Origin of the sequence: Saccharicrinis carchari, assembly GCF_900182605.1 — a bacterium.
Classification (GTDB): Bacteria; Bacteroidota; Bacteroidia; order Bacteroidales; family Marinilabiliaceae; genus Saccharicrinis; species Saccharicrinis carchari.
The window spans coordinates 311,456-334,904 of the sequence record NZ_FXTB01000003.1; the positions used below are offsets into that span (position 1 = coordinate 311,456).

19 protein-coding genes and 1 tRNA gene are annotated in these 23,449 nt (G+C 40.3%); 13 read left to right on the forward strand and 7 right to left on the reverse strand.

What is annotated here, in order from left to right:
• The first annotated feature begins 71 nt into the window (after nucleotides 1-71).
• From tatC to clpX, 6 genes are all read left to right on the forward strand, one after another.
• Nucleotides 72-893 (forward strand): twin-arginine translocase subunit TatC, encoded by an 822-nt coding sequence (tatC, locus tag FN809_RS08025; RefSeq protein WP_142532983.1) that lies wholly within the window; start codon nucleotides 72-74, stop codon nucleotides 891-893.
• A gap of 28 nt (nucleotides 894-921) precedes the next feature.
• Complete coding sequence (gene lptB, locus FN809_RS08030) at nucleotides 922-1,683, forward strand: LPS export ABC transporter ATP-binding protein (RefSeq protein ID WP_142532984.1); 762 nt, start codon at nucleotides 922-924, stop codon at nucleotides 1,681-1,683.
• A gap of 458 nt (nucleotides 1,684-2,141) precedes the next feature.
• Nucleotides 2,142-2,223: transfer RNA gene (locus FN809_RS08035), tRNA-Leu, on the forward strand.
• A gap of 142 nt (nucleotides 2,224-2,365) precedes the next feature.
• Nucleotides 2,366-3,727 carry a trigger factor gene (gene tig, locus FN809_RS08040; RefSeq protein WP_142532985.1) on the forward strand — a complete coding sequence of 454 codons (1,362 nt, stop codon included), beginning with the start codon at nucleotides 2,366-2,368 and terminating at the stop codon, nucleotides 3,725-3,727.
• Between the two features lie 75 nt (nucleotides 3,728-3,802).
• Nucleotides 3,803-4,480 (forward strand): ATP-dependent Clp endopeptidase proteolytic subunit ClpP, encoded by a 678-nt coding sequence (gene clpP, locus FN809_RS08045; protein ID WP_142532986.1) that lies wholly within the window; start codon nucleotides 3,803-3,805, stop codon nucleotides 4,478-4,480.
• Nucleotides 4,481-4,563: 83 nt separating this feature from the next.
• A complete protein-coding gene (gene clpX, locus FN809_RS08050) occupies nucleotides 4,564-5,778 on the forward strand; it encodes an ATP-dependent Clp protease ATP-binding subunit ClpX (protein WP_142532987.1) in 1,215 nt (404 codons plus the stop codon).
• 438 nt (nucleotides 5,779-6,216) lie between these two features.
• On the opposite strand, the gene kbl is transcribed toward clpX, so the two are convergent.
• Entirely contained in the window at nucleotides 6,217-7,404 is a 1,188-nt protein-coding gene (gene kbl / locus FN809_RS08055; RefSeq protein WP_142532988.1) for a glycine C-acetyltransferase, read from the reverse strand.
• Nucleotides 7,405-7,684: 280 nt separating this feature from the next.
• Between kbl and porG the strand changes: the two genes are divergently transcribed.
• The 7 genes from porG (at nucleotide 7,685) to murI (ending at nucleotide 14,537) form a co-directional block, all read left to right on the forward strand.
• On the forward strand, nucleotides 7,685-8,374 hold the full coding sequence (gene porG / locus FN809_RS08060; protein WP_246095531.1) for a type IX secretion system protein PorG: 690 nt from the start codon (nucleotides 7,685-7,687) through the stop codon (nucleotides 8,372-8,374).
• Nucleotides 8,375-8,395: 21 nt separating this feature from the next.
• Nucleotides 8,396-9,139, forward strand: coding sequence for an isoprenyl transferase (locus FN809_RS08065; protein ID WP_142532989.1), 744 nt, complete (start codon nucleotides 8,396-8,398; stop codon nucleotides 9,137-9,139).
• Nucleotides 9,140-9,159: 20 nt separating this feature from the next.
• Nucleotides 9,160-11,781, forward strand: a complete 2,622-nt coding sequence (locus FN809_RS08070) for a BamA/OMP85 family outer membrane protein (protein WP_142532990.1) — start codon at nucleotides 9,160-9,162, stop codon at nucleotides 11,779-11,781.
• Nucleotides 11,782-11,879: 98 nt separating this feature from the next.
• On the forward strand, nucleotides 11,880-12,392 hold the full coding sequence (locus tag FN809_RS08075) for an OmpH family outer membrane protein (protein ID WP_142532991.1): 513 nt from the start codon (nucleotides 11,880-11,882) through the stop codon (nucleotides 12,390-12,392).
• Between the two features lie 15 nt (nucleotides 12,393-12,407).
• Nucleotides 12,408-12,929, forward strand: a complete 522-nt coding sequence (locus FN809_RS08080) for an OmpH family outer membrane protein (protein WP_142532992.1) — start codon at nucleotides 12,408-12,410, stop codon at nucleotides 12,927-12,929.
• A 130-nt stretch (nucleotides 12,930-13,059) separates the two neighbouring features.
• Complete coding sequence (locus FN809_RS08085) at nucleotides 13,060-13,578, forward strand: OmpH family outer membrane protein (RefSeq protein ID WP_142532993.1); 519 nt, start codon at nucleotides 13,060-13,062, stop codon at nucleotides 13,576-13,578.
• A 131-nt stretch (nucleotides 13,579-13,709) separates the two neighbouring features.
• Complete coding sequence (murI, locus tag FN809_RS08090) at nucleotides 13,710-14,537, forward strand: glutamate racemase (RefSeq protein WP_221929387.1); 828 nt, start codon at nucleotides 13,710-13,712, stop codon at nucleotides 14,535-14,537.
• 194 nt (nucleotides 14,538-14,731) lie between these two features.
• Here the strand turns inward: murI and FN809_RS08095 are convergent, their stop codons facing one another.
• The 6 genes from FN809_RS08095 to FN809_RS08120 all read right to left on the reverse strand — a co-directional run bounded on the left by FN809_RS08095 (nucleotide 14,732) and on the right by FN809_RS08120 (nucleotide 23,353).
• Nucleotides 14,732-15,220 (reverse strand): hypothetical protein, encoded by a 489-nt coding sequence (locus FN809_RS08095; protein WP_142532995.1) that lies wholly within the window; start codon nucleotides 15,218-15,220, stop codon nucleotides 14,732-14,734.
• Between the two features lie 140 nt (nucleotides 15,221-15,360).
• Nucleotides 15,361-16,347, reverse strand: coding sequence for a Gfo/Idh/MocA family protein (locus tag FN809_RS08100; RefSeq protein WP_142532996.1), 987 nt, complete (start codon nucleotides 16,345-16,347; stop codon nucleotides 15,361-15,363).
• 24 nt (nucleotides 16,348-16,371) lie between these two features.
• Nucleotides 16,372-19,116, reverse strand: a complete 2,745-nt coding sequence (locus FN809_RS08105; RefSeq protein ID WP_142532997.1) for a hypothetical protein — start codon at nucleotides 19,114-19,116, stop codon at nucleotides 16,372-16,374.
• Between the two features lie 335 nt (nucleotides 19,117-19,451).
• Nucleotides 19,452-21,815 carry a type IX secretion system anionic LPS delivery protein PorZ gene (gene porZ / locus FN809_RS08110; RefSeq protein WP_142532998.1) on the reverse strand — a complete coding sequence of 788 codons (2,364 nt, stop codon included), beginning with the start codon at nucleotides 21,813-21,815 and terminating at the stop codon, nucleotides 19,452-19,454.
• Nucleotides 21,816-21,837: 22 nt separating this feature from the next.
• Nucleotides 21,838-22,497: a non-canonical purine NTP diphosphatase gene (locus tag FN809_RS08115; protein ID WP_246095533.1), complete on the reverse strand. Its 660-nt coding sequence runs from the start codon at nucleotides 22,495-22,497 to the stop codon at nucleotides 21,838-21,840.
• A 25-nt stretch (nucleotides 22,498-22,522) separates the two neighbouring features.
• Complete coding sequence (locus tag FN809_RS08120; RefSeq protein WP_142532999.1) at nucleotides 22,523-23,353, reverse strand: universal stress protein; 831 nt, start codon at nucleotides 23,351-23,353, stop codon at nucleotides 22,523-22,525.
• Nucleotides 23,354-23,449 lie beyond the last annotated feature (96 nt).

Sequence of the window (23,449 nt, forward strand, 5' to 3'; positions counted from 1 at the left end):
TGTAAAATTACTGTATTATCTTCGTCCGGAAATTTAAACAACAGTTATTTCATAATACTAGAACAGGGCGTATGGCAAAATCGGATAAAGAGGAAATGACTTTTTTGCAGCATCTCGAAGAGTTAAGGTGGCATCTGGTAAGGTCGTTCGCATCGGTTTTTGTGGTGGCGATTGTTGCCTTTATGTTTAAAAATATAGTTTTCGACACCATTATTTTTGGCCCAAGCAGCCCGGAGTTTTTTACTAACAGAATGCTTACCTTATTAGCCGATCGGCTAAGCCTGCCCGCACTGGCTATTAATCAGGAGGTAATTAAATTTCAGAATATATTAATGGCAGGTCAGTTTACCATGCACCTTAAAGTTTCTTTTATCGCGGGTTTGGTAGTTGCTTTTCCGTATATTTTCTGGGAGTTCTGGCGTTTTATAAAACCGGCCTTGTATCAGGAGGAGGTTAACCATTCAAGAGGCGCCATATTTTTTGCTTCTATCCTTTTTTCGGTGGGTATATTGTTTGCCTACTATATTATCTGTCCGCTATCGGTACATTTTTTGGCTACCTATCATGTGAGCGATAAAGTGGAAAACATATTAAACTTAGGTTCATACATAAGCACCGTTACTTCCATTGTTATGGCGGGTGGTATTCTTTTTGAATTGCCCATACTCATATATTTTTTAGCTAAGGTGGGGTTGGTTACTTCAGATACCTTAAAAAAGTACAGGCGTCATTCAATCGTGGTAAGCTTGCTGCTGGCGGCCATAATTACGCCTCCCGATATGATTAGTCAGGTATTGGTGTGTGTTCCATTAATTTTTCTATACGAGATAGGCATTGTTATTGCTAAGAGAATTGAACGCAAAAAAATAAAAGCAGATGTGGCGGTATATTAGAGAGAAGGTTCGTAAACTGTAAATTATTATGTCAGAACAAAATTTGGTGTTGCACACCGATAACCTAATAAAAAAATATAAAAACCGTACCGTTGTAAAAGGGGTATCGGTAAAAGTGGAACAAGGCGAAATTGTTGGACTCCTTGGACCCAATGGAGCGGGCAAAACTACTACTTTTTATATGGTGGTGGGATTGGTTACGCCAAATGCGGGCGAAATATATTTGAACGATAAAAAAATAACCCGCGAACCGGTTTACAAAAGAGCACAGCGCGGAATCGGTTATCTGGCGCAGGAGGCTTCCGTTTTTCGTAAGCTCAGCATTGAGGATAATATTAAAGCCGTGTTAGAGATGACCAACTTTAGCAAGGAATATCAGAAAGAAAGGCTCGAAGAGTTGCTTAGCGAATTTGGCTTAACGCATATCCGTAAAAGTTTGGGCATACAATTATCTGGTGGCGAGCGCCGCCGTTGCGAAATTGCGCGTGCCCTGGCCATCAACCCCAAGTTTATACTTCTGGACGAACCTTTTGCCGGTGTTGATCCTATTGCCGTGCAGGATATTCAGGAGATAGTATCCAAACTCAAATATAAAAACATAGGTATTCTGATTACCGACCATAACGTACACGAAACTTTGTCAATTACCGATAGAGCTTACTTGTTATTCGAAGGAAATATATTAAAAGCCGGCACGGCGGAAGATTTAGCCGAGGATCCGGAAGTGCGCCGTCTCTATTTGGGTAATGATTTTGAATTGAAACGCAGGGTGTTTAACGTGGACAAATAAAGAGGGTTCTGTTTTTTGCAAAGGACTAATATTTCTACGCCTATCGAAACTTTAAAAAATGAGCTGTTATCTTATGGCTATTAAGCTGTTACTGCTGTGCATAGCATTACTAAGGCCAGGTTTAAACCGGGAATGGCATAGCTCAAACGATTAAACCTTAAATTAACAAGAATTGGGCATAAACCAAAAGGGGGTGCTATTCTTTTTCTGGGTGCTGATATTGTATGGGCTCCGAATTACTGGCTTAAATCAGTATAATCAGACCTAAAAGTTGCTGTAGGAAGAGTTGCGTATTGCGAGTCAGCCGAATTGCACCGCTCACAATGCCAAACGGGGATTTTTATCCTTAATCGATATAATTATTATCCTTTTTGTTCGACCCGGTGATATTTTTTTTCAAATAAAGTTTGCAAAATTCAATTAAAAGAACTTATCTTTGCAGCGCTTTTAAAAATAACGCGGATGTGGCGTAATTGGTAGCCGCGCTAGACTTAGGATCTAGTGCCGAGAGGCGTGGGGGTTCGAGTCCCTTCATCCGCACCGATTCAAGAAAAACAAAATAAACCGTCTCACTTACGATGTATATCGGTAGTAGGCGGTTTTTTTTAAATTACAGGAGTTAGTAAAGGCCGCTTTTGGCCGGAGAGCAAATAAAAAAAAGTTCACTATTAATATCTAGCTGATGAACATCTCAAAAGAAAACATTGATGATTTAAATGCAGTAATTAAGCTTACTGTAGAGAAAAAAGATTACGAGAGCCGTGTTGATGAGGTACTAAAAGATTACCGCAAAAAAGCCAATATGCCTGGCTTCCGTCCCGGCAAAGTTCCTGCCGGCATGATAAAAAAAATGTACGGTAATCAGGTGATGGCCGATCAGGTAAATAAAATTGTTTCTGAAGAGGTTTCGAAATACTTGCACGAGAGTGAACTGGATATCTTGGGCGAACCACTACCCAGCGAATCACAGGAAAGCATTGATTTTGAAACACAAGATAACTTTCAGTTTAACTTTGATATTGCTTTGGCACCCGAGTTTGAGGTGAAGCTTAGTAAACGGGATAAACTACCTTACTATAGTATAGAGGTTACCGACGAAATGTTGGAACAGCAAATTAAACAGGCCACCAGCCGCTTTGCTACTTCCGAAAAAGCCGAAGAAGCCACCGAGGAATCCTTGATAAAAGGCGATTTTGTTCAGTTAGATCAAGAGGGTAATTCGCTTGAGGAAGGAATTCAGGCGGAGGACGTAGTGGTTTCAGCCGTATCTATTAATAGCGAAGAGGCCAAAGCAAAACTGGTAGGCGCCAAAGTGGGAGATGAGATAGTATTAAATCCTAAGGGCACTTTTAACGATGCCCAGCAAGTATCGTACATGCTAAAAGTATCGGCCGAGGAGGCGGAGCAAATTGATGGTGACTTTAAATTTACCATAAAAGAAATAAACGATTATGTGCCTGCCGAAATGAATCAGGAATTGTTTGATCAGGTACTTGGAGAAGGCATAGTTACAAGCGAAGGGGAGTTTAAGGCCAAGATTAAGGAAGACTTAGAAAAAACCCTGGCTTATGAAAGCGAGTATAAATTTTTGATGGATGCCAAAGAGAAACTAATGGGCAAAACGGAAATTGCTTTACCCGAGGCCTTCCTGAAGCGTTGGATATTGACGGTTAATCACGACAAAGAAGACATCAATGCCGAAACCATCGATAACGACATGCCAAAATATATGGAAGACTTAAAATGGCAGTTGATCAAAAACAACATTATCAAGGCAAACGAAATAAAAATAGAAGAAAATGATGTGCTGGAGGTAGCCAAAAAATCGGCAAAAATGCAATTTATGCAATATGGCCTGTCTAACATACCCGAGGAGCATCTGGAAAGTTATGCCAAGGATATGATGAAACAGGAAGATCAACGTCGCAACATGGCCGAAACAGCGGTGCAGGAAAAAGTAATGGCATTTGTTAAAGAAGCGGTTAAGCTGGATGAAAAAACGGTAAACCGCGAGGAATTTAATAAATTGTTCGAAAAAAACTAAGCGGGTAGTGCCATCCAGGTTTTTTTGTTAATTTTAGCTTTCCAATAATATTTACAAAAAGAAAGATTAAAAGTTATGATAGATCCAAAAGACTTTCAAAAATATGCCACGAAACATGTGGGCATCAATAGCCTGGCATATGATAAATATACGGCTATCACAAGCGGTTATATTTCGCCTACCATTATTGAGGAGCGACAAATGAACGTGGCCTCTATGGATGTTTTTTCGCGCTTAATGATGGATCGTATTATATTTTTAGGATTGCCTATTGATGATACCGTGGCCAATATTATCCAGGCGCAATTGTTGTATCTCGAATCGGCAGATCCGCATAAAGATATTTCTATCTATTTTAATTCACCTGGAGGCTCAGTACATGCAGGGCTGGGAATTTACGATACCATGCAATATATTGGTTCGGATGTTGCTACTATTTGTACCGGTATGGCCGCCTCTATGGGCGCTGTGCTATTAACGGCCGGGGCAAAAGGTAAACGTTCGGCACTGAAGCATTCAAGGGTAATGATTCATCAACCGATGGGCGGAGCTCAAGGTCAGGCGTCGGATATTGAAATTACAGCACGCGAAATTTTAAAACTCAAAAAAGAGTTATATACCATCATTGCCGAACATTCCGGAAACAGCTTTAAGAAGGTAGAGAAGGATTCGGATCGCGATTACTGGATGACTGCCACCGAAGCGAAGGAATACGGTATGATAGACGAAGTACTGATAAGAGAGAAAAAGTGATTTTACATACATAAACTACCTATGCAGAATGCCGGATTGAGCGGTGTTCTGCATTGTTGTTTTTATATTTTCAAGGAGGCGTTATGGATAAGTGTTCATTTTGTGGAAGAGTAAGGAAAGATACCAACCTATTAATAGCTGGTGTTTCAGGTCATATCTGCGACAGTTGTATTGAACAGGCGCATGGTATACTGGAAGAAGAGTTTAAGAAAAAAGGAGGGTTCAATGTTGAAGACATCACACTACTTAAACCAGTGGAAATTAAAAAGTTTCTGGATCAATATATCATTGGTCAGGACGAAGCGAAAAAATTTTTAGCGGTAGCTGTATATAACCATTACAAACGGCTGCAACAGCGCACTACTAAAGATGATGTGGAGATAGAAAAATCAAACATTATCCTGGTTGGCGAAACCGGAACAGGCAAAACGCTGCTGGCTCGTACTATTGCCCGAATGCTGCATGTACCGTTTACCATTGTTGACGCCACCGTGCTTACTGAAGCCGGTTATGTGGGTGAGGATATCGAAAGTATCCTGACACGCCTGCTACAAGCGGCCGACTATAACGTGGAAGCTGCCGAAAAAGGTATTGTGTTTATAGACGAAATAGATAAAATTGCCCGCAAAGGCGATAACCCAAGCATAACGCGCGATGTATCGGGCGAAGGGGTGCAGCAGGGACTGCTAAAGTTACTGGAAGGTGCCGTTGTTAACGTACCACCACAGGGCGGACGTAAACACCCTGACCAAAAGATGATACCCGTAGATACCAAAAATATACTTTTTGTTTGTGGTGGTGCTTTTGATGGGATTGAAAGAAAAATAGGTCAACGCCTGAATACCCAGGTTGTGGGCTATGCGGCCAGTAAAGCCAAGGATAAGGTCGATCAAAAAAACTTATTGCAGTATGTGGCTCCACAGGATTTAAAGTCGTTTGGTCTGATACCTGAGATTATTGGTCGTTTGCCCGTGCTTACCTATCTAAACCCATTGGATAAGGCCGTGTTGCGTAGGATTTTACGCGAACCCAAAAATTCGATTATCAAGCAATACGAGAAGCTGTTTAGCATTGATAATATCACACTTACATTTACGGATGATGTATTGGATTACATCGTTGACAAAGCGGTGGAATTTAAATTGGGTGCCAGAGGATTGCGTTCTATCTGCGAAACTATTATGATGGATCTGATGTTCGACGCACCCTCAAAAGATGAGAAAGAGTTGGTAATAACGGTAGAATATGCCCGTGCCAGAATAGACAAGGAAAGCCTTACACGATTAAAGGCGAGTTAAGATGAGGAGTGGTTTTGTAGACTAAAAGCCTACAAAAACGAGATAGCCAATAATCCCTATCTGCTGCCAGCAGGGTATGGAGTACTTGCTTAGCTATCCTGCCCCTGAATGGTAAAACTGAAATAAGTTGTTTCGCAAGTTGCGAAAAGCATCGGGTGGCAAGCCTAGGATAATATGCCATGCCAATCCAACGCTTCACAGTACTCGTTAAATAGAGTTGCAACAACGGTTGACCGGGACATGCGCACTAAACTTTTGAACTATATTGCAAACCATTCGGCGTAGCGCGGTAGATCCGCGCAGGCATCTTCCTCCCATAAAATATTATTCTAACAAGCAAAAAAACAGGGATGGCTATTCAATTAGCTATCCCTGTTTTTTTGCTTTTATTTGTAATAGAGTTAAAATATCAATCCGGCCAAACGCACTAGTTAATTATTAAATTACCTTCAGCTCCTTACCAATTTTTGTAAAGGCAGCAATGGCTCTGTCGAGGTGCTCTTTTTTGTGGGCGGCTGAAATCTGAATGCGGATACGTGCTTGCCCTTTGGGAACCACGGGATAATAAAATCCAATCACGTAAATACCTTCTTGTAAAAGTTGATTGGCAAACTCCTGCGAAAGTTTAGCATCGTACAGCATTAAAGCAACAATGGCAGAGTCGGTTGGCTTAATATCAAAGCCGGCAGCCTGTATTTTCTCTTTAAAATAAGCCGCATTTTCAATAACAGTATCTCTGTATTCGGTCGATTCGCTAAGCATATCAATCACCTCGCACGAGGCACCCACTATGGCCGGAGCCAATGAGTTGGAGAACAAGTAGGGACGCGAACGTTGACGGAGCATGTCAATGATCTCCTTTTTTCCGGTAGTAAAACCACCTAAGGCACCCCCCAGCGCCTTACCCAGGGTGCTGGTGATAATATCCACCCTATCCATTACGTTATGATACTCGTGGCTGCCTCGTCCTGTTTTGCCGATAAAGCCGGAGGCATGGCTGTCGTCCACCATCACCAGACTTTGGTATTTTTCGGCCAAATCACAAATGTCGTTTAATTTGGCAATATCTCCATCCATCGAAAATACACCATCGGTAACAATAATGCGGTAACGTTGTGCCTGTGCTTTTTTTAATTGTTCCTCCAGATCGGCCATGTCGGCATGCTTGTATCTGTACCTTGCCGCTTTGCACAATCGTACGCCATCAATGATGGATGCATGGTTCAGCTCGTCGGAAATAATGGCATCCTGGTTGGTAAAAAGCGGTTCAAAAACACCCCCGTTGGCATCAAAGCAGGCTGCATATAAAATGGTATCCTCTGTACCCATAAAACGGGCTATTTTATGCTCCAGCGTTTTGTGTATGTCCTGTGTTCCGCATATAAAGCGTACCGACGACATTCCGTAACCGTGACTGTCCATAGCCGTCTGTGCTGCTTTAATTATTCTGGGGTGGGCCGAAAGCCCCAGATAGTTGTTGGCACAAAAATTTAACACCTCTTGTCCGGAGCTTACTTTAATGTGTGCACCTTGTGGGGTAGTAATAACCCTCTCCGTCTTGTATAGTCCTGATTCCTTTATTTGTTCCAGTTCGGTTTTCAAATGGTTTTTAAAGTCTCCGTACATAATCTTAAAATTAAAGTTTATACAAATTTAAGAAGTAGGCAGCATTAAAAAAATGATTTACGTCTGTATTGTGTGTTTACGGCTCTTGCTTACGTGTTTTAAGTTTATCTGTATAACTAAGTAGGCAATAAAAAGCTAAAAATGATGTTATAAGTTTTACGTTGTTCGTTACATTTGTAGCTGTAATGCCAATGTCAAGAAACAAATTTTAGTTTGCGAAAGAATGGTTTTTGTTACGATATATAAAGTTAAACTTAGGTTAAAAGTCCTCTGCCTGTTTGTGGGTCTGTTTGTTACACTTAGTTTTGGCGTGGCTCAGGATAAGTTAGAATTGGGTGGTTTTTTGGGTGCTTCTTATTATTTGGGCGATTTAAACCCGCACAAACAGTTCTATCAGCCCTCGCTTGCTTTCGGTGGTTTAGCGCGTTACGTTATAAGCGATAGGTATGCCATTAAGGGCACCGTAGGTATGGCGCGTTTAAAAGGAAGCTATCCGGATAATGGGGTGAAATTTCCGCAAGGTGAGGTGCCTTACAGCTTTAACCGGTCGGTAGGTGATGCAACTTTACAAATGGAATTTAATTTTGTATCGTACGATCACGCCTTTTTAAGCAGTACTAATTTTACACCGTACGTGGCCTTGGGTGTGGGTTCTACGGTTTATAAAAGATTTTCGACAGAAATAGGAAAAAACTCTGAACAAACGGTTTTTATATTATCTTTGCCGTTCAGTATCGGTGTCAAATATAAAATTAACAAGTGGATAAGAGTTGGAGCGGAGTGGAGTTTCAGGAAAACTTTTGTTGACGATTTGGATGTGGTGGGACTAAATTTGCCCATCAACGCAGAAGACCCTTATGGGTTTAATAACGAAGGCAACATCCATAACAATGACTTATATTCGTTGGCCAGTGTGCATGTTACGTTTAGTCTGTTTAGGCGAAAAACAGATTGTAACTCGGGATTTTAAAAAAAAAGGCAAATAAAAAATATGTCAGTAAAGGATAAACTGATAAAAGACAAGCTGCCCAAACACGTAGCTATAATTATGGACGGTAACGGTAGGTGGGCAAAAATAAGAGGTAACTCGCGGGTTTTTGGACACAGGAACGGTGTAAAAGCCGTACGAGCCGTAACCGAAGCCGCTGCCGAGCTGGAAATTTCGTATGTTACTTTATATGCCTTTTCAACCGAAAACTGGAACCGACCCAAGATGGAAGTGGACGCGCTGATGGCTTTATTGGTAAGCACTATCAGTTCCGAAACTAAAACACTGATGAAAAACAATGTGCGGCTTGGGGTAATAGGATGTGTAAATACTTTACCAAAGGATGTACACCGGAAGTTAATGGAGTGCATCGAAAAAACATCGAAAAATACGGGACTCACCTTATACCTTGCCTTAAGCTATAGCTCGCGTTGGGAAATAACCGATGCTGTGCGTAAAATTGCGCGTAAAGTGCAAAATAACGAATTGAAACCCGAAGATATCGATGCCGGGGTAATATCCAATAACCTCACAACCGCAAATGTACCCGATCCCGAATTGATGATCAGGACCAGTGGAGAATTGCGTATAAGTAATTTCTTGCTGTGGCAGTTGGCTTACGCCGAACTGTATTTTTGCGATACATTATGGCCCGATTTCGAAAAAGAAGATTTTTACCAAGCACTGTTGGATTTTCAGGGTAGGGAAAGAAGGTTTGGCAAAACAAGCGACCAGTTAACAAATTAAAAAAATTAGATTTATTTATAATGCTGAAACATTTTACTCTTTTCCTCATCATCCTTATCATATCCCCCGTATTTACCTTTGCGCAAAGTCAGGAATCGGAACCTGTAATTAGCTATTCGGGCTCCCCGCGTAAATATGAAATTGCCGAAATAGAGGTAACAGGAATTCAAAACTACGACCCGAAGATATTGGTTAACCTGTCGGGTTTAGCGGTAGGTCAAAAATTAAATGTTCCGGGCGAAGAGATATCGGAGGCTATACGTAAATATTGGGAGCATGGCTTGTTTTCAAGCGTTAAAATTAAGGCCTCAAAAATAGAGTCCGGCAAGGTATGGCTCGAGATTGAATTGCTTGAACGTCCGCGCCTTTCGGACATTAATTATTACGGCCTTAAAAAATCGGAGATAGAAACCATATCCGAAAAAGTGGCTATGATGAAAGGTAGCCAGGTAACTCCTCACCTGATTACCCGTAGCGAAAAGTATATTACGGATTACTTTGTGGGTAAAGGGTTTTATAATACGGAGGTTCGTGTGGTGCAAAAGGACGATACCACAAAGGCCAATAATGTTTATTTAGACATTACGGTGGATAAAAAGGAAAAGGTAAAGGTAAAGAATCTGGAATTTACCGGTAATACGGTATTTAATGACAGCAAGCTGAACCGTACCATGAAAAAAACCAATGAGAAAGGAAAAATCAAGAACTTCTTCCGCACCAAAAAGTTTATCGACGAAACCTACAAGGAGGATCTGATTGCGGTTATAGATAAATACAACGAACATGGGTATCGCGATATGGTTATCGATTATGATTCCATTACCCGTAACGATGACAACACCGTTGACATAAAAATTAACATTGAAGAAGGGCGTAAATATTATTTGGGACATATTGCATGGATTGGCAACAGTATTTATCCTGGTGAGTATCTCGGGGCGGTATTGCGTTTGAAAAAAGGAGATGTGTTTAACCAAAAGCTGCTCGACGAACGCTTATTTGTCGACGACGATGCCGTGCATAACCTATATATGAACAATGGATATCTGTTCTCAAATATACAACCTGTAGAGGTGCAGGTATATGGCGACACGATAGACTTAGAAATGCGGGTGTACGAAGGCAAACAGGCCACCATCAACAATATTGTTATAAATGGCAATACCAAAACGCACGAGCATGTTGTGCGTCGTGAGGTGCGTACTAAACCCGGCCAGCTTTTCAGCAAGCAAGAGCTTATACGTACTATTCGTGAGCTCTCGCAGTTAGGCCATTTTAACCCGGAAAATATACAGCCCGATGTGCAACCTAATCCCGAGGATGGCACCGTAGACTTGGTTTATAACCTAGAAGAAAAAGCCAATGACCAAATTGAGCTCTCAGGAGGATGGGGTGCCGGGATGTTTGTTGGATCGCTGGGACTAAAGTTCTCCAACTTCTCTGTGCGTAACATCTTTAACAAAGAAGCCTGGCGACCTTTGCCCACGGGCGACGGACAAACCTTATCATTAAGGGCGCAAACCAACGGTAAATTTTATCAATCGTATAGTTTTTCCTTTACGGAGCCTTGGCTCGGTGGCAAACGCCCCAACTCCTTAACTGTTTCGGCCTATCGATCCATACAGAGTGGGGTATCTGATAGTTACAGTAATAATTTTTATAGTGGCTATGGAGGATACGGCTATGGAGGCTATGGAGGTTACGGTGGTTATCAAAACATTCAATTCGATGAATCTCAGATAGATCAGCATATGAAAATATCCGGCTTATCAATAGGTTTTGGTAAGCGCTTGACCTGGCCCGATGACTGGTTTAGTATTTATGCCGAGATGAGTTATCAGCATTACGATTTAAAAGATTGGCGTTATTTTATTATGCAAAATGGTGTTTCGCAAAATCTTCATTTTAAATTAATGTTGTCGCGTAACTCCATTGATAACCCGCTATATACTCGTAGAGGCTCTAATTTTACCATTGGCGTGGAATTTACACCGCCTTATTCGGCATGGATAGATAAAGATTATAAAGGGCTCTACAACTATACCATTACCGGCGACGAAGAAACAAGCAAAAAAGCACAGGAGCAATTGTATGATTTAATTGAGTACCATAAATGGACTACACAAGGTTCAGTATTTACCCCACTGGATAAGGCAGAGAAATTGGTATTGATGGGTAAATTTGAAATGGGCTTTTTAGGTTATTACAACGAATATGTACGTTCGCCTTATGAAAAATTTATGTTGGGTGGCGATGGCATGTCTGGGTATAGCATGTACGGAAGCCAAACCGTGGGATTACGTGGATACGAAAACTCTTCCTTAACGCCGCGTAATCAATACGGAAGTTACGATGGTAACATGTATAACAAATTAACATTAGAGATGCGCTATCCATTAACCTTACAACCTTCGGCTCAGGTATATGCCTTGGCTTTTTTGGAGGCGGGTAATGCGTGGAGCGATTTTCAGGACTACAGTCCTTTTGATTTAAAACGTTCGGCAGGAGTTGGCGTCCGTATCTTCCTGCCAATTTTTGGATTAATGGGCATCGATTGGGGATACGGATTCGATAGTGATCTGACTAATCCAAACCAGGTAAGCGGAAGCCAGTTCCATTTTGTAATAGGTCAACAGTTTTAATTTTGCATGCTAAGAGGCTTTAAATTAAGCGGATAATAAAGTGGTTTGATTTTTGATATATCTGGCTGAATTGATTGTTTAACCAAAAATGTAATGAGATGAAGAAGATACTTTTTATTGCAATTATAATGACCTTGGGTCTGAGTATGCAGGCACAAAAATATGCTTTTGTTGATACCGAGTACATCTTAAAAAATATACCGGCGTTTGAAGCAGCCAACGAACAGTTAAACCAATCCTCGCAAAAATGGCAAAAAGAAATTGAAGCCGTTTACGCCGAAGTGGAGACCTTATACCAAAACTATCAAACGGAGAATGTATTTTTGTCGAACGAGATGAAAGTGAAAAAGGAAGAGGAAATAGTGGCCAAAGAAAAAGCGGCACGTCAGTTGCAAGCGAAGTATTTTGGAGCAGAAGGGGAGCTGAGTAAAAAGCGAGAGGCATTGATAAAGCCTATTCAGGACGATGTGTATAATGCCATACGCGAAATGGCCAACGACCAAAGCTATGCGGCTATTTTTGATAAAGCAGCTGGTGGCGTACTTTTATTTTCCGATCCTAAATACGATATTAGCGACGATATTTTAGAAAAACTTGGATACAAAAAATAGATTAATACTTAGTTTATGAGACCTACAAAACTATTATTTGTTGGATTAGCGTTGATGGCCAGTACATGGATGTCGGCACAATCTAACCTTAAATTCGGACATGTAAATACGCAGGCTATATTAGCGGCCATGCCCGAGTTAAAAACTATTGACGAGCAATTGCAAAGCGAGTACGAAACGCTGGAGGGACAACTTACCGATATGCAGGAAGATTTGCAAGGACAGCAAAAGGAATACTTAACCAAGCTACAAGCCGGCACCATGAGTGCCATGGAAAGAGAAGGGTTAGAAACACAACTGCAAGAAGGACAAGCCAAAGTGCAAAACTTTTTCGACCAATCGCAACAGTCGCTGCAGCAAAAGGAACAAACACTAAAAAGACCATTGTTCGACAAGGTGAGTAATGCGATTAAGGAAGTAGGTGCCGAAAAAGGATTCTTGTATATATTTGAAGAAGCCAGCGGACTAACCGTTTACAAATCTGAAAAAAGTGTAGATGTATCGGACCTTGTAAAAGCAAAGCTTGGCATAGAATAAGCGATTATTAAAATAAAGTGATATAAAATAACGATAAAAAAACGGGAAACACATTTGGCTTAAAGTGCTTACTTAAAATTAAAAGTAAAATAGCTAACCAGGCAAGTGTGACAAAACAAAAAAGAGACTTATGAAATCGATAAAATTACTATTCGTTGTTGTAGCGGTTGTTTTTAGTTCAAGCGCTTTTGGCCAGGAGTTAAAGTTTGGCCATGTAAATATTCAAAAGTTGGTTACGGAACTACCGGATAAGGTGGCAGCCGATAAAAAACTGCAGAACGAAGCGCAAAAATTAGAGCAGAACCTGAAGGTGATGAATGAAGAGCTGGATGCCAAGTACACGGACTATATGCAAAAGCGCGATACCCTGCCTGAGTTGATTCGTGCAACCAAAGAAAAGGAAATTCAGGAAATTAGTGAGCGCTTGAAGAATTTTCAGATGCTGGCACAGCAAAACCTACAACAACAAGAACAACAATTGCTACAGCCCATTATCGAAAAAATACAAAAAGCGATTGATGAGGTAGGTGCAGAAAATGGTTTTATTTATATTTTCGACATCAGCTCCAGAGTTGTTATTTATCATTCGGAGCAAAGCACGGATGTGGAAGACCTGGTGAAGGCTAAGTTGGCCGCTACTGCTAATTAAGCACTGCATGCTTTGGCTAAAAAGCTGTTAAGCGTATTTACAGCGGTTTTTTAATTAAAGTAGCCAAAAGCTAATCAAGTTATATAAAAAGGATGGTTGTAATAACCATCCTTTTTTGTTATCATCGTATTATGAATTCGAGCAAAGGGCCAATAGCAGTTTTTGATTCGGGATATGGGGGATTAACCGTACTGCAACAGCTTACGCAGCAGTTACCCCAATACGACTTTTTATATCTTGGCGACAATGCCAGAACACCCTACGGCACACGCTCCTTTGAAGTGGTAAATAAATATACGCTCGAAGCAGTTACAAAACTCTTTTCGATGGGTGTGCACCTTATTATTTTGGCCTGCAACACCGCTTCGGCCAAGGCCCTGCGGAATATTCAACAAAACCACTTGCCATTAATAGCGCCCACCCGACGCGTATTGGGCGTAATACGGCCCAGTGCCGAAGTAGTGGGTTCATACACCAAAACCAATAAAATAGGTGTGCTCGGAACGCTGGGAACCGTGCAGTCGCTTTCCTATCCACTGGAGATAAAAAAAGTAGCCAAGCATTTACAAGTTTTTCAAGAAGCCTGTCCTATGTGGGTACCCTTGGTTGAGAACGGCGAAGCAGAATCGCCGGGATCTGATTTCTTTATTAAAAAAAATATCGATGCTCTTTTAAGCCAGGATAAAGCTATAGACACCATTATATTGGGCTGTACACATTATCCTTTGCTATTAGATAAAATAAAGCAATATCTTCCGTATGAGTGTACCATCCTATCGCAGGGCGAAATTGTTGCTAAAAGCCTGGTGAACTACTTAAAACGACATCCCGAAATGGATGCCAAATGCACCAAAAACGGTAAGGTAATATTTTATACCACCGAAAATGTGAATAAATTTAAGCAAACCGCAGGCTTCTTTCTGAAGCAAGATATAGAGGTGAATTACTTAGAGCTTTAACGCTTCAGGTTCTTTTGTATATGAATACCCTTGGGAGTAAAGGCTTCAAGGCTATCAACAAATACGAAAAATGGATGGCTAATACTTCTATATCCGCAGTGCATATGAAAAAATCACAATGTATGCTGTTGCTTTTCCTTCTTTATTTTCAAATCCACCAATTCTCGCTCTACCGTTATGCTTTTAAAACAAACTCAGAAGCCGTATCCTACATGTAATCCAACACTAATATGATAATGTTCGGGATCAAAAGCAAATTCAAGCATTGGACCAAGATGGAGATGACCCAAATTAAAGCCATAAGCAGCCTCTGCATGAAAGGCAAACCTTAATGCTGACATTTCATTATCCTCGAAGGTAATTCCTGGAGATAAACTAATATGCATAGATTCAAAAAGATTATAACTTCCAACCAAACCAATTGTATTGTGTCTGTGCTCATCAAAAATCCTTTCATAGGCAAGTCCGAATCCAAGTTTTGAATGTTTAATATTCCTGATTAAATGAAGGTGCAAGCCGTAAGCCGTTTCTTTTTCTTTTGGAAAATAAACAGCTGAATTTGCTAACCCTAATTCATATTGGTGATGGTGATGATTGTGATCTGCCTCTTGGGCATATATTGGCGAAGTGAATGTTAAACAGATGACTACTACGAGCAATTTTAGCCCAATTTTACTATTCATAGTTGTGTTAAATTGTTTTTTAAAATTTACCTTAAATTCTATATAAGCTGTTATAGTAATCCGTATGTATTGTTATACCCCCGGGTTTCCCTACTACACAAAATTCTCATAAGGGAAGTTTTTTCATCCCACATTATTATTTACAGGCGCTCCCACTGTTGCGATTGAGCCGATTTAAACACCGCATCTATTACCTTCATGTTGTTAAGGACATCCGTTGGTTCAATAGGTAGGGGCATTTTTTTTATAAGACATTCCGAAAACGCATCGAACATCAAACCATATTGGTCGCATACCGCAAAGCTAACGCTACGTTCGCCCTGGGCTGTATTAATAATTATTTCAGAAGGGGTATCTACATAGGTGTTAAAGGGGACAGGTATCCTAATGCGACCCGAACTGCCTACAATATCAACACCTTGGTTGGCCTGGCTCAGGGTAGATACCGTATAGCTGGCATGTCTTCCATCGTAATCCATTATGGCCGATCCTAAGGTATCCGTTTTAAACTCGGGGTGCTGTTGATGGATGGCCATTACTCTTTGGGGTTCGGCATCCAACAAAAAACGTGAAGAGGATATAGCGTAACAACCAATGTCCATAAGGGCGCCACCACCAAATTCTTTAATATTCCGAATATTATCGGGTGCCGGGTTGTGGTAGGCGAATGAGGTATGAATGTACATTATGCGGCCAATTTGGTTGGTGGTAATCACCTCTTTGGCATAAATCCATAGGGGGTGAAATTTATACATAAATGCCTCCATCAATTGAACCTTGTTTTTTTGCGCCGCTTCTATGCATTGCATGGCCTCTTGTGCATTTAATGCGATGGGTTTTTCGCATAAAATGTGTTTACCCGCCTCTGCAGCCTTTACCACCCACTCCAGGTGCAGGTGGTTGGGTAAGGGTATGTACACAAAATCAATAATCGGATCCTCGATGAGTTCTTGATAGTCAGCATACACTTTTTCAATGTCGAATTTCTGTGCAAATGCTTCGGCTTTTTTGGGGTTGCGCGAGGCAATTCCATAAATTTTGCAGTATTTGGTATTTTTTAAAGGTAAAACAATCCTTTTTAAAAGATGGTTGGATACACTTAGTACCCCTATTTTTAATCTGTTCATAACAATAGTTTTAAGTATGTGTTGTCACTTTACCTCGTAGTTGTAAAGATAATTGTTTTCGCCACCTACGATAAGGTTAAATTTAGTGCTCTTTTTATTCAAAAACCCAATGCTGAATCTGGACTTTCCTCTTAGTGGAAAGTTTTTGTACAGGTTGCCATCGCTGTTGATGAGGTATATTTTATTGTTTTGGGCATCGAACACACCAATTTTTTTATTATTGCTCGAGAAAAAATAAGTATCTGCTGCCGGAAGAAGCTTCCCGTCTATCTTAAGCTCAAATATTTTTTTGCCACTTGCGGCAAATGCCATTACTTTATCTCCGGATACTAAAATAGACTCCGTACCATTTTTACTACTCATATCATAAGCCAGGTAAAAGTGCTCCTGCGATGAGTTAAGCAGTGTTTGCTGCTTCACATCGCCATTGCTTAAATTAATAAGTTGTAGGTTGCCCTTGGTGTCGGTTGTACTTAAATAGGTGTGGTTGTTTTTGGTTACTAAATAAAAACTGCTATTGGTATTTCTCACAAAATCGGATTTTAGCTTCACACGTTCTTTGCCCCTGCGGTTTAAAATATAGTTGCGTTTGTTATCTGCAAAAGCGATGTAATCGTTGCCATTAGTCCTAAAGTGTTGTAAAGGCAGACTAACAGTACCCTCAGTGGGTTTGGCGTTCCATCCGGTAACCAGTTTGCCGGTTTTATCGTAGGCATAGGTTTGTTTATTGGCGCAGGCCACAAATATGCGGTAGTTGCGGTTGTTATCGTAATCGAATATGGCAATGGGATTGGTGGCCTTATGGGTTAATTCAATCGGGTATTTATCCACGTTGTTGCCATTGCGATCGAGTAAATATATTCTATTGGCCGTATTAAACAGGTATTGTAATTTATTGTTTCGGTAATAATCTATTTGGCTTATCTCGCCCAAGATGGGTGAACCAAGTTTCTTTTTCCATAATATCCTGCCCGAATTGGAGATAAGATAAAGCATATTCGACTTGTCCTGTACCATTATTTCACGTTCGCGCGTGTAATGGTTTATCATTAAACTGGGTTTCCCGATAATAGTACTGTCGAGTCCGCTCTGCCATACCGTTTCCGGTTCGCTTTGGCGCTGCGGCATATATTCGATACAAGCATTTACATACAACAGATCGTTGGCCGCAGTAAGCTGAATGCCTGCACCGTAAAATTTATTCAGCGCTTCTTGCTGGGGTTTACTGGGGTTAAATAAGGCATGCTTGCCGGTTGTGGGCAGCAAGTTTTTCGCTTTAGAAAAATCGATGTAAACAAAGGCGTTTTCCTTGTATGCGAACCTATTAGAAAATTCGTTGTGATATTTGCTGTTTTGTAAGGTCTTATTTAGAATATTAGCATAAACAATGTTGGATAATTGTTTCTGAGAGTCTGCAAATACCAGGTAGTTATCAATAAATGTAAAAAATTTCTGTGGCGAATCCGGACAATATGTACGCAGCATGAGCGGGAATACGGCCGAGGATTGGCTGCTGTAGATGGGTTGTTTTGTTTGGGCATCCAGTTGATAAAAGGATACCGGGACGAGTGTTTCGTCTGTAAGTTCTCCGAGTAATTTAAGTGTTTTCGATTTGCTCTGGGTTTTCACAATTAGGTATTTGTCGTCTTCGCCCTGCACATCGTTTGAGTGGCATATAAGGTAAGCAAATTCCTTGTCGATGAGTTCAAATATTCTTTTTTCTACTTCGTTTTGTTTGCCGCGCAGTTTTAGTTTATTATACGCTATTGTATACGATTCAAATTGATTGTTTTGCTTCAAATAAGTCATCAGCCGGTCTTTCAGTTTTCGGCTATGGTCAAAACTATACGATAACATAAAACTGGTGTTGTCGGGTATTACATTATTTATTTTGCTTGAGTTGGCACTCATTCCCTCAAATAAAGTGTTTATTTTTGATTGGTATTGAGCCGAGTATAAAAAGCCGTTGATGAGTAGGTGGTTGTCGTTCAGGTTTACATCCAGCTCACCCCAGCTGGCAATGTTTTTTACAAAACCAAGCTTTTTGCTTTGCAGGTGCTTAAAAGCCGGTGATAGTGCTTCGGGAAGGCGTTCAAAGTTGATAAATATATTGGCATCGGTATTGTTGCCCGAAGTTTTAAAAAGTTTATTAAAAGTGGTATCCTCCAAAAGAGAAAATTCAGTTCGCAACTGCCTCAATGCGTTTTCTACTAATATGGAGGAACTGCTCGCCATTAAAATACCACGGTAAAAACTGGCAAAAACTTGTCCTTGACGGCCTTTTAGTTTTATAGCGTAGATAGGGGAGGTATTGTATTTTCGTTTGTCGATAATCCACCCCCCAGTGTTTTCGTCCAGAAAGGAAAGTATTTTATTTTCTTCGGCCTGATTGTTAAGTGCATAGGTGTATAAAGGGCACACGTTATTTTTTCCGAGGGGGTGAAACGAAATGGTAAGGGCTTTACTTTTTAGTGATCGGATAAGTCCGGTGTTAAAAACAGAATCGTTTTGCAAACTGTTAAGGTGCGCGTTAAAAACCTTGAAGCCGGCAAATGCTTGCAGGGCTTCCATGTATTTCACATCGTTTAATAAGATGCCGATAAGGTTTTTAGGGTTTTGAATTTGAAGGATGAGCGAAGCATCGGTGGGGACTGCTTTTATGGTTTGATTATTTTTAAAATTTTTTAAGGTGGAAAAATGAAAATAAGCAAATACAAGTAGCCCCGTCAGTACCAGAAGCCATAAAGCAGTAACAATTTTTCGCGACATGTGATGAGTTTATAAATGTAGGTTCGTATTTAAAACTCAAAAGTATAAAAACTTATTGATTTCATTAAATGATTGGGATAGGATAGCAATAATGCCATACTTATACGTCATGCAATGTTTGTTAAGTAAAAAAGTTGGCTGCATCGAACCTTGTTTCACGACCTCTTTTTATCTTCGATAGCGACTAAGCATAACATTCAGCAATAATAATAAGGGGCTGTGGGTTGGTTTTTAATTCAGGAATAACTTTTTAAAAATTAAAGTTCGGCTATATTGGGGCAAGCTGAATTTAATTGGTGTTTTCGATAACTTATAAATAGTTCGGTGTCATTAATTTATCGTACTATCATTATTTTTGTCACCATGGATTCCGACCCTTCTGTATCGGTGGCCAAAACCAAATAAACTCCGCTCGAAACCTTTTGGTTATATACATTCCTTCCGTTCCATACAAGCTGTCCTCCTGTAGAAATAGCTTGATATACTATTTTTCCGCTGATATCGGTTATGCTAACGGTTGAGTTTTCCATTAAACCGGTAATAGTTATGGGGCCCTGATGTTGTGGACGTACAGGATTAGGAAATGCTTTAACGTTTGAATAATTGGTTGCTCCTTCAGTAGATGTTCCGCGATAGGATACGATTCCTTTGTCGGTTCCAAAAAATACTTCTCCACTTCTGGGATTGATGGAAATGGATTTGATGTTGTTGGATAAAAGGGGGCTGTTGTTGCTATTAAAATGGCTGATTGTTTTTGTGCCGTCGCTTGAAACCAGATATACACCATTATTGGCGGTTCCTATCCACTTTCGGTTTGCGCCGTCTACCTCAATAACACTGATATGCTCATTTTCTAATAAATAATCGGCAAAGCCACTCCCGTCGTTGCGCGGTATTTTTATTCTTGAGGCCACGGGTTTTTCAATATTAAAAACCTCTCTTGGGCGGTAATAAACCAGAATACCGGCACTGGTGCCAACCCAAACATAACCCGACTTATCTTCTGCAACGCAGTATATGGTAGATAATACTTCTTTGCCATCATCGTCCCAGATTAGCATTTTTGAAGCCCGGGAATCATTGGTATCGCCGGCATATCTGTACCTGTCGTCGCTCGAATTATCAATGGTGCCGGCATGGTCGAATATAAATAAGCCTGGGGGGTTATGGAAGGATACAGCCCAAAAATGTCCCCACGAAGTTTGAATAGTCTGGTGGAGCCAGGGCTTTGATTTCTCGCTTTCAAGAATATAATCATAGCCGTACCATCCAAAGTTATTTTCGCTGTTATTTTCGTTAATAATCTTTGGTTTTACAATTATGGGATATAGTATATTTTGGTTATTGGCAAACAGATTTCCCTGCTTATCAAACATAACCCCATTTATCAATCGCCATCCCGAGTTGAGTACAATGGCACTATTGGTTTCGGTGTAATGTTCAATGATGGCATCGTCCATTATCTCAAAAATGCCTGCAAAGGCACTGCTTACAAAAGCATGATTTTCATTATGTGGGTCAATCGCTATGTCGTTTAAATTATAGGCGTTTTTTAAAAACGGATTGTTGTTATCTAAGCGTGTCCATGTCCCGTTACGATAGATGGAACATTCCGCCGGAACTCGGATTGGGCTAAATTGGTGGGGCAGACCCCGTACGGTCCAAAGTGCATTTGCCGTTGCCTTTAATTTAAAGCAATTGTTAGATGCGGGGCCATCTGGTACTATTTGCATATCGCCGGTACTGGATAATTGAATAAGACCCTGAGCGGCATCGCCTACCCATTTTGTGTTATTTTCATCTATGCAAATAGCTGAAAAATTAGGGTTGATGCTTTTTCCTTCCAGCGTAAAACTGTTGATGCTAGCTGTTTTATTAAGTGTTTCATCGTAAAGGTCGATGGTTTTGGCCGAAATGACGGCAATTCCATTATTAAGCGCCTGTAGCCCAACAAAACTATTTTTTGTAAACTTATATTCCCATTGCCCGTGGCGGTATTCAAGAATATCGACCGAAGTACCGTTTGTTCTGGATGCAACAATGGTGTTATCAATGGAAGCCACGGAAAGATACGCCTTGCTGTCCTCACTAACCCTTTTCCAGGTTTGGTAAAAGGATAGTAAGTTACTGTTGATGGGAGCCCCCAAAATGCCTTGTTCTGTAGCTACATAAAAGGAATCGGCAGAGGCAGTCATTTGCATAACTTTTATATTGCTTGCGTTTTCGCCAATTATATAGCTGTCGGCTATTTCTTTTTTAACGATATCCAGCACCACAACACCAAAATCGGTTGAGCAAAATGCTTTGTTGCCCTCAAAATAAATATGATTGATTTTTTTGCTGACATTCATCTCTTTCAAAAATAAATCAGGGATGGTGTAGATTTTTGCATTACTTACAATATCAATTTTTCCATTGGTATAGCCTACCACCAGCATATCTGAGGCGGGGGAGGATTTTATTGCGCTTATGCCTACATCGGATAGTCCATTTAGTTTACTTAGTTTTTCGAGAGCATATTCCTGCGTATCGTACGAAAAAAGTCCCACATCAGTGGCTGCATATATTTTATTACCTGCCTTTTGCACACTATGTACTTGGTAAAACGACAAATAATCCTGCCATTGACCAACAGGCACCTGTGCTTTTATGGATGTAAAAATTAATGAGGTAAACAGAAAAAGTGTACTCGGCTTCATATGGTGTAATTTGTAAGCAGCGCTATAATTTATTTAAAAACTCAACCATTTTATTTATGGCTCGGGCTCTGTGGCTTATTTTATTTTTTGCCGACGGTTCCATTTCAGCCATGGTTATATCGTATCCGTAGGGTATAAAAATGGGGTCGTACCCAAAACCTTTACTTCCCGATTGCCGGCGTGTGATGTGTCCGTTTACAATGCCCTCAAACTGATATTCTTTCCCATTTAATATCAATGAGATAACGGTTCGGAATCGCGCTTTTCTATTGGCTTCATCCCTTAACTTATCCAGCAATTTGTTCATGTTCCGGATAGCATCCTTTTCATCGCCGGCATATCGGGCACTATACACCCCGGGCTCCCCCTTAAGAGCTTCTACTTCCAAGCCCGTATCGTCGGCAAAGCAATTTATATGATATTTGTTGTAAATATATGCCGATTTTTGTGTGGCATTAGCTTCCAGGGTGAGGCCTGTTTCCGGAATATCTTCGGAGCAGTTAATATCTTTCAAACTTTTCAGCACAATTCCACAAGCAAGTATGTTTTTAATCTCGCTAAGCTTGTGCTGGTTATTGGTTGCAAAAACAAGTTCCATATGGGTATAAACGCTTTTAATGGCTGCGATAGTATTATGCTGCCTAAAAAAAACAACGCCTTGCGGGTGGCGTTGTTTAATCATTTCGGTTTAAGATGCGCTGTTATGACTAAAACGCCCCGTATCCGTATTTCATTAAATCGGTTCGTGGATTAATAACCATAACGGGTACTTTAAAGCTATTGGCTATAATATGTTGTTCGTTGGCTCCAAGTATATAATCATGGAAAGCAATGTCACGGGTAGTCATAATAATAATGGCATCGGCATTAATAGTATTGGCAAAGTTTATCGTTTCCTGAGCAAAGGATCCTTTACCATCAGATAAGGAAAGCTCATAATTGATCTCTTTTTCTTCCAGATAATTTTTGCAAAATACCAGGTTGGCTTTGGTTCTGGGTTCAATTACACCATCCTTGGTAGAGCTGCTAAATAAAAATACCTTCGTTTCCATAAAACTGGACAGGTATTGCGCCCAATAGAGTTTTTCTTTATTCTCGGTTTTAAAATCTACCGGGAAAACAATTTTTTTAACCTCTGAATCCGTAGGTTTATCCTGTACTACAAAAAACGGAATTTTGGAACCTACAATTACTTTTAACGCCCAACTGCCGGTTAACTTTTGTCGCCCTTTAATACCATGGGTACCCATAACCACCAAATTGGCGTTTATTTCAGAGGCAACTTCTTTTATGGTTTTAAAAATAGTTCCTTCTTTAACAACAAGATTCACATTTATACCGTAACTATCTTTAATTTTTTGTTTTTCCTGTGTGAGTTTTTTTAGCGCCTCATCCGCATCCGTATCTTTTTTAACAATATGTAACAGGTAAATTTGTGCACCATTTCGTTGAGAAAGCGATTTGACATGAGCTACCGCGTGCATGGCAACCTGGGTAAAGTCATATGGTATCAGTATTATGTTTTCTGTTTTCTCCATGATGTTTATTTAAATGTTAAGCGTTTATTTTTGCGAAATAAATATACTACTTTTGGTAAATAATCAAAGAATAAAGATTAAAACAATCTACTGTGA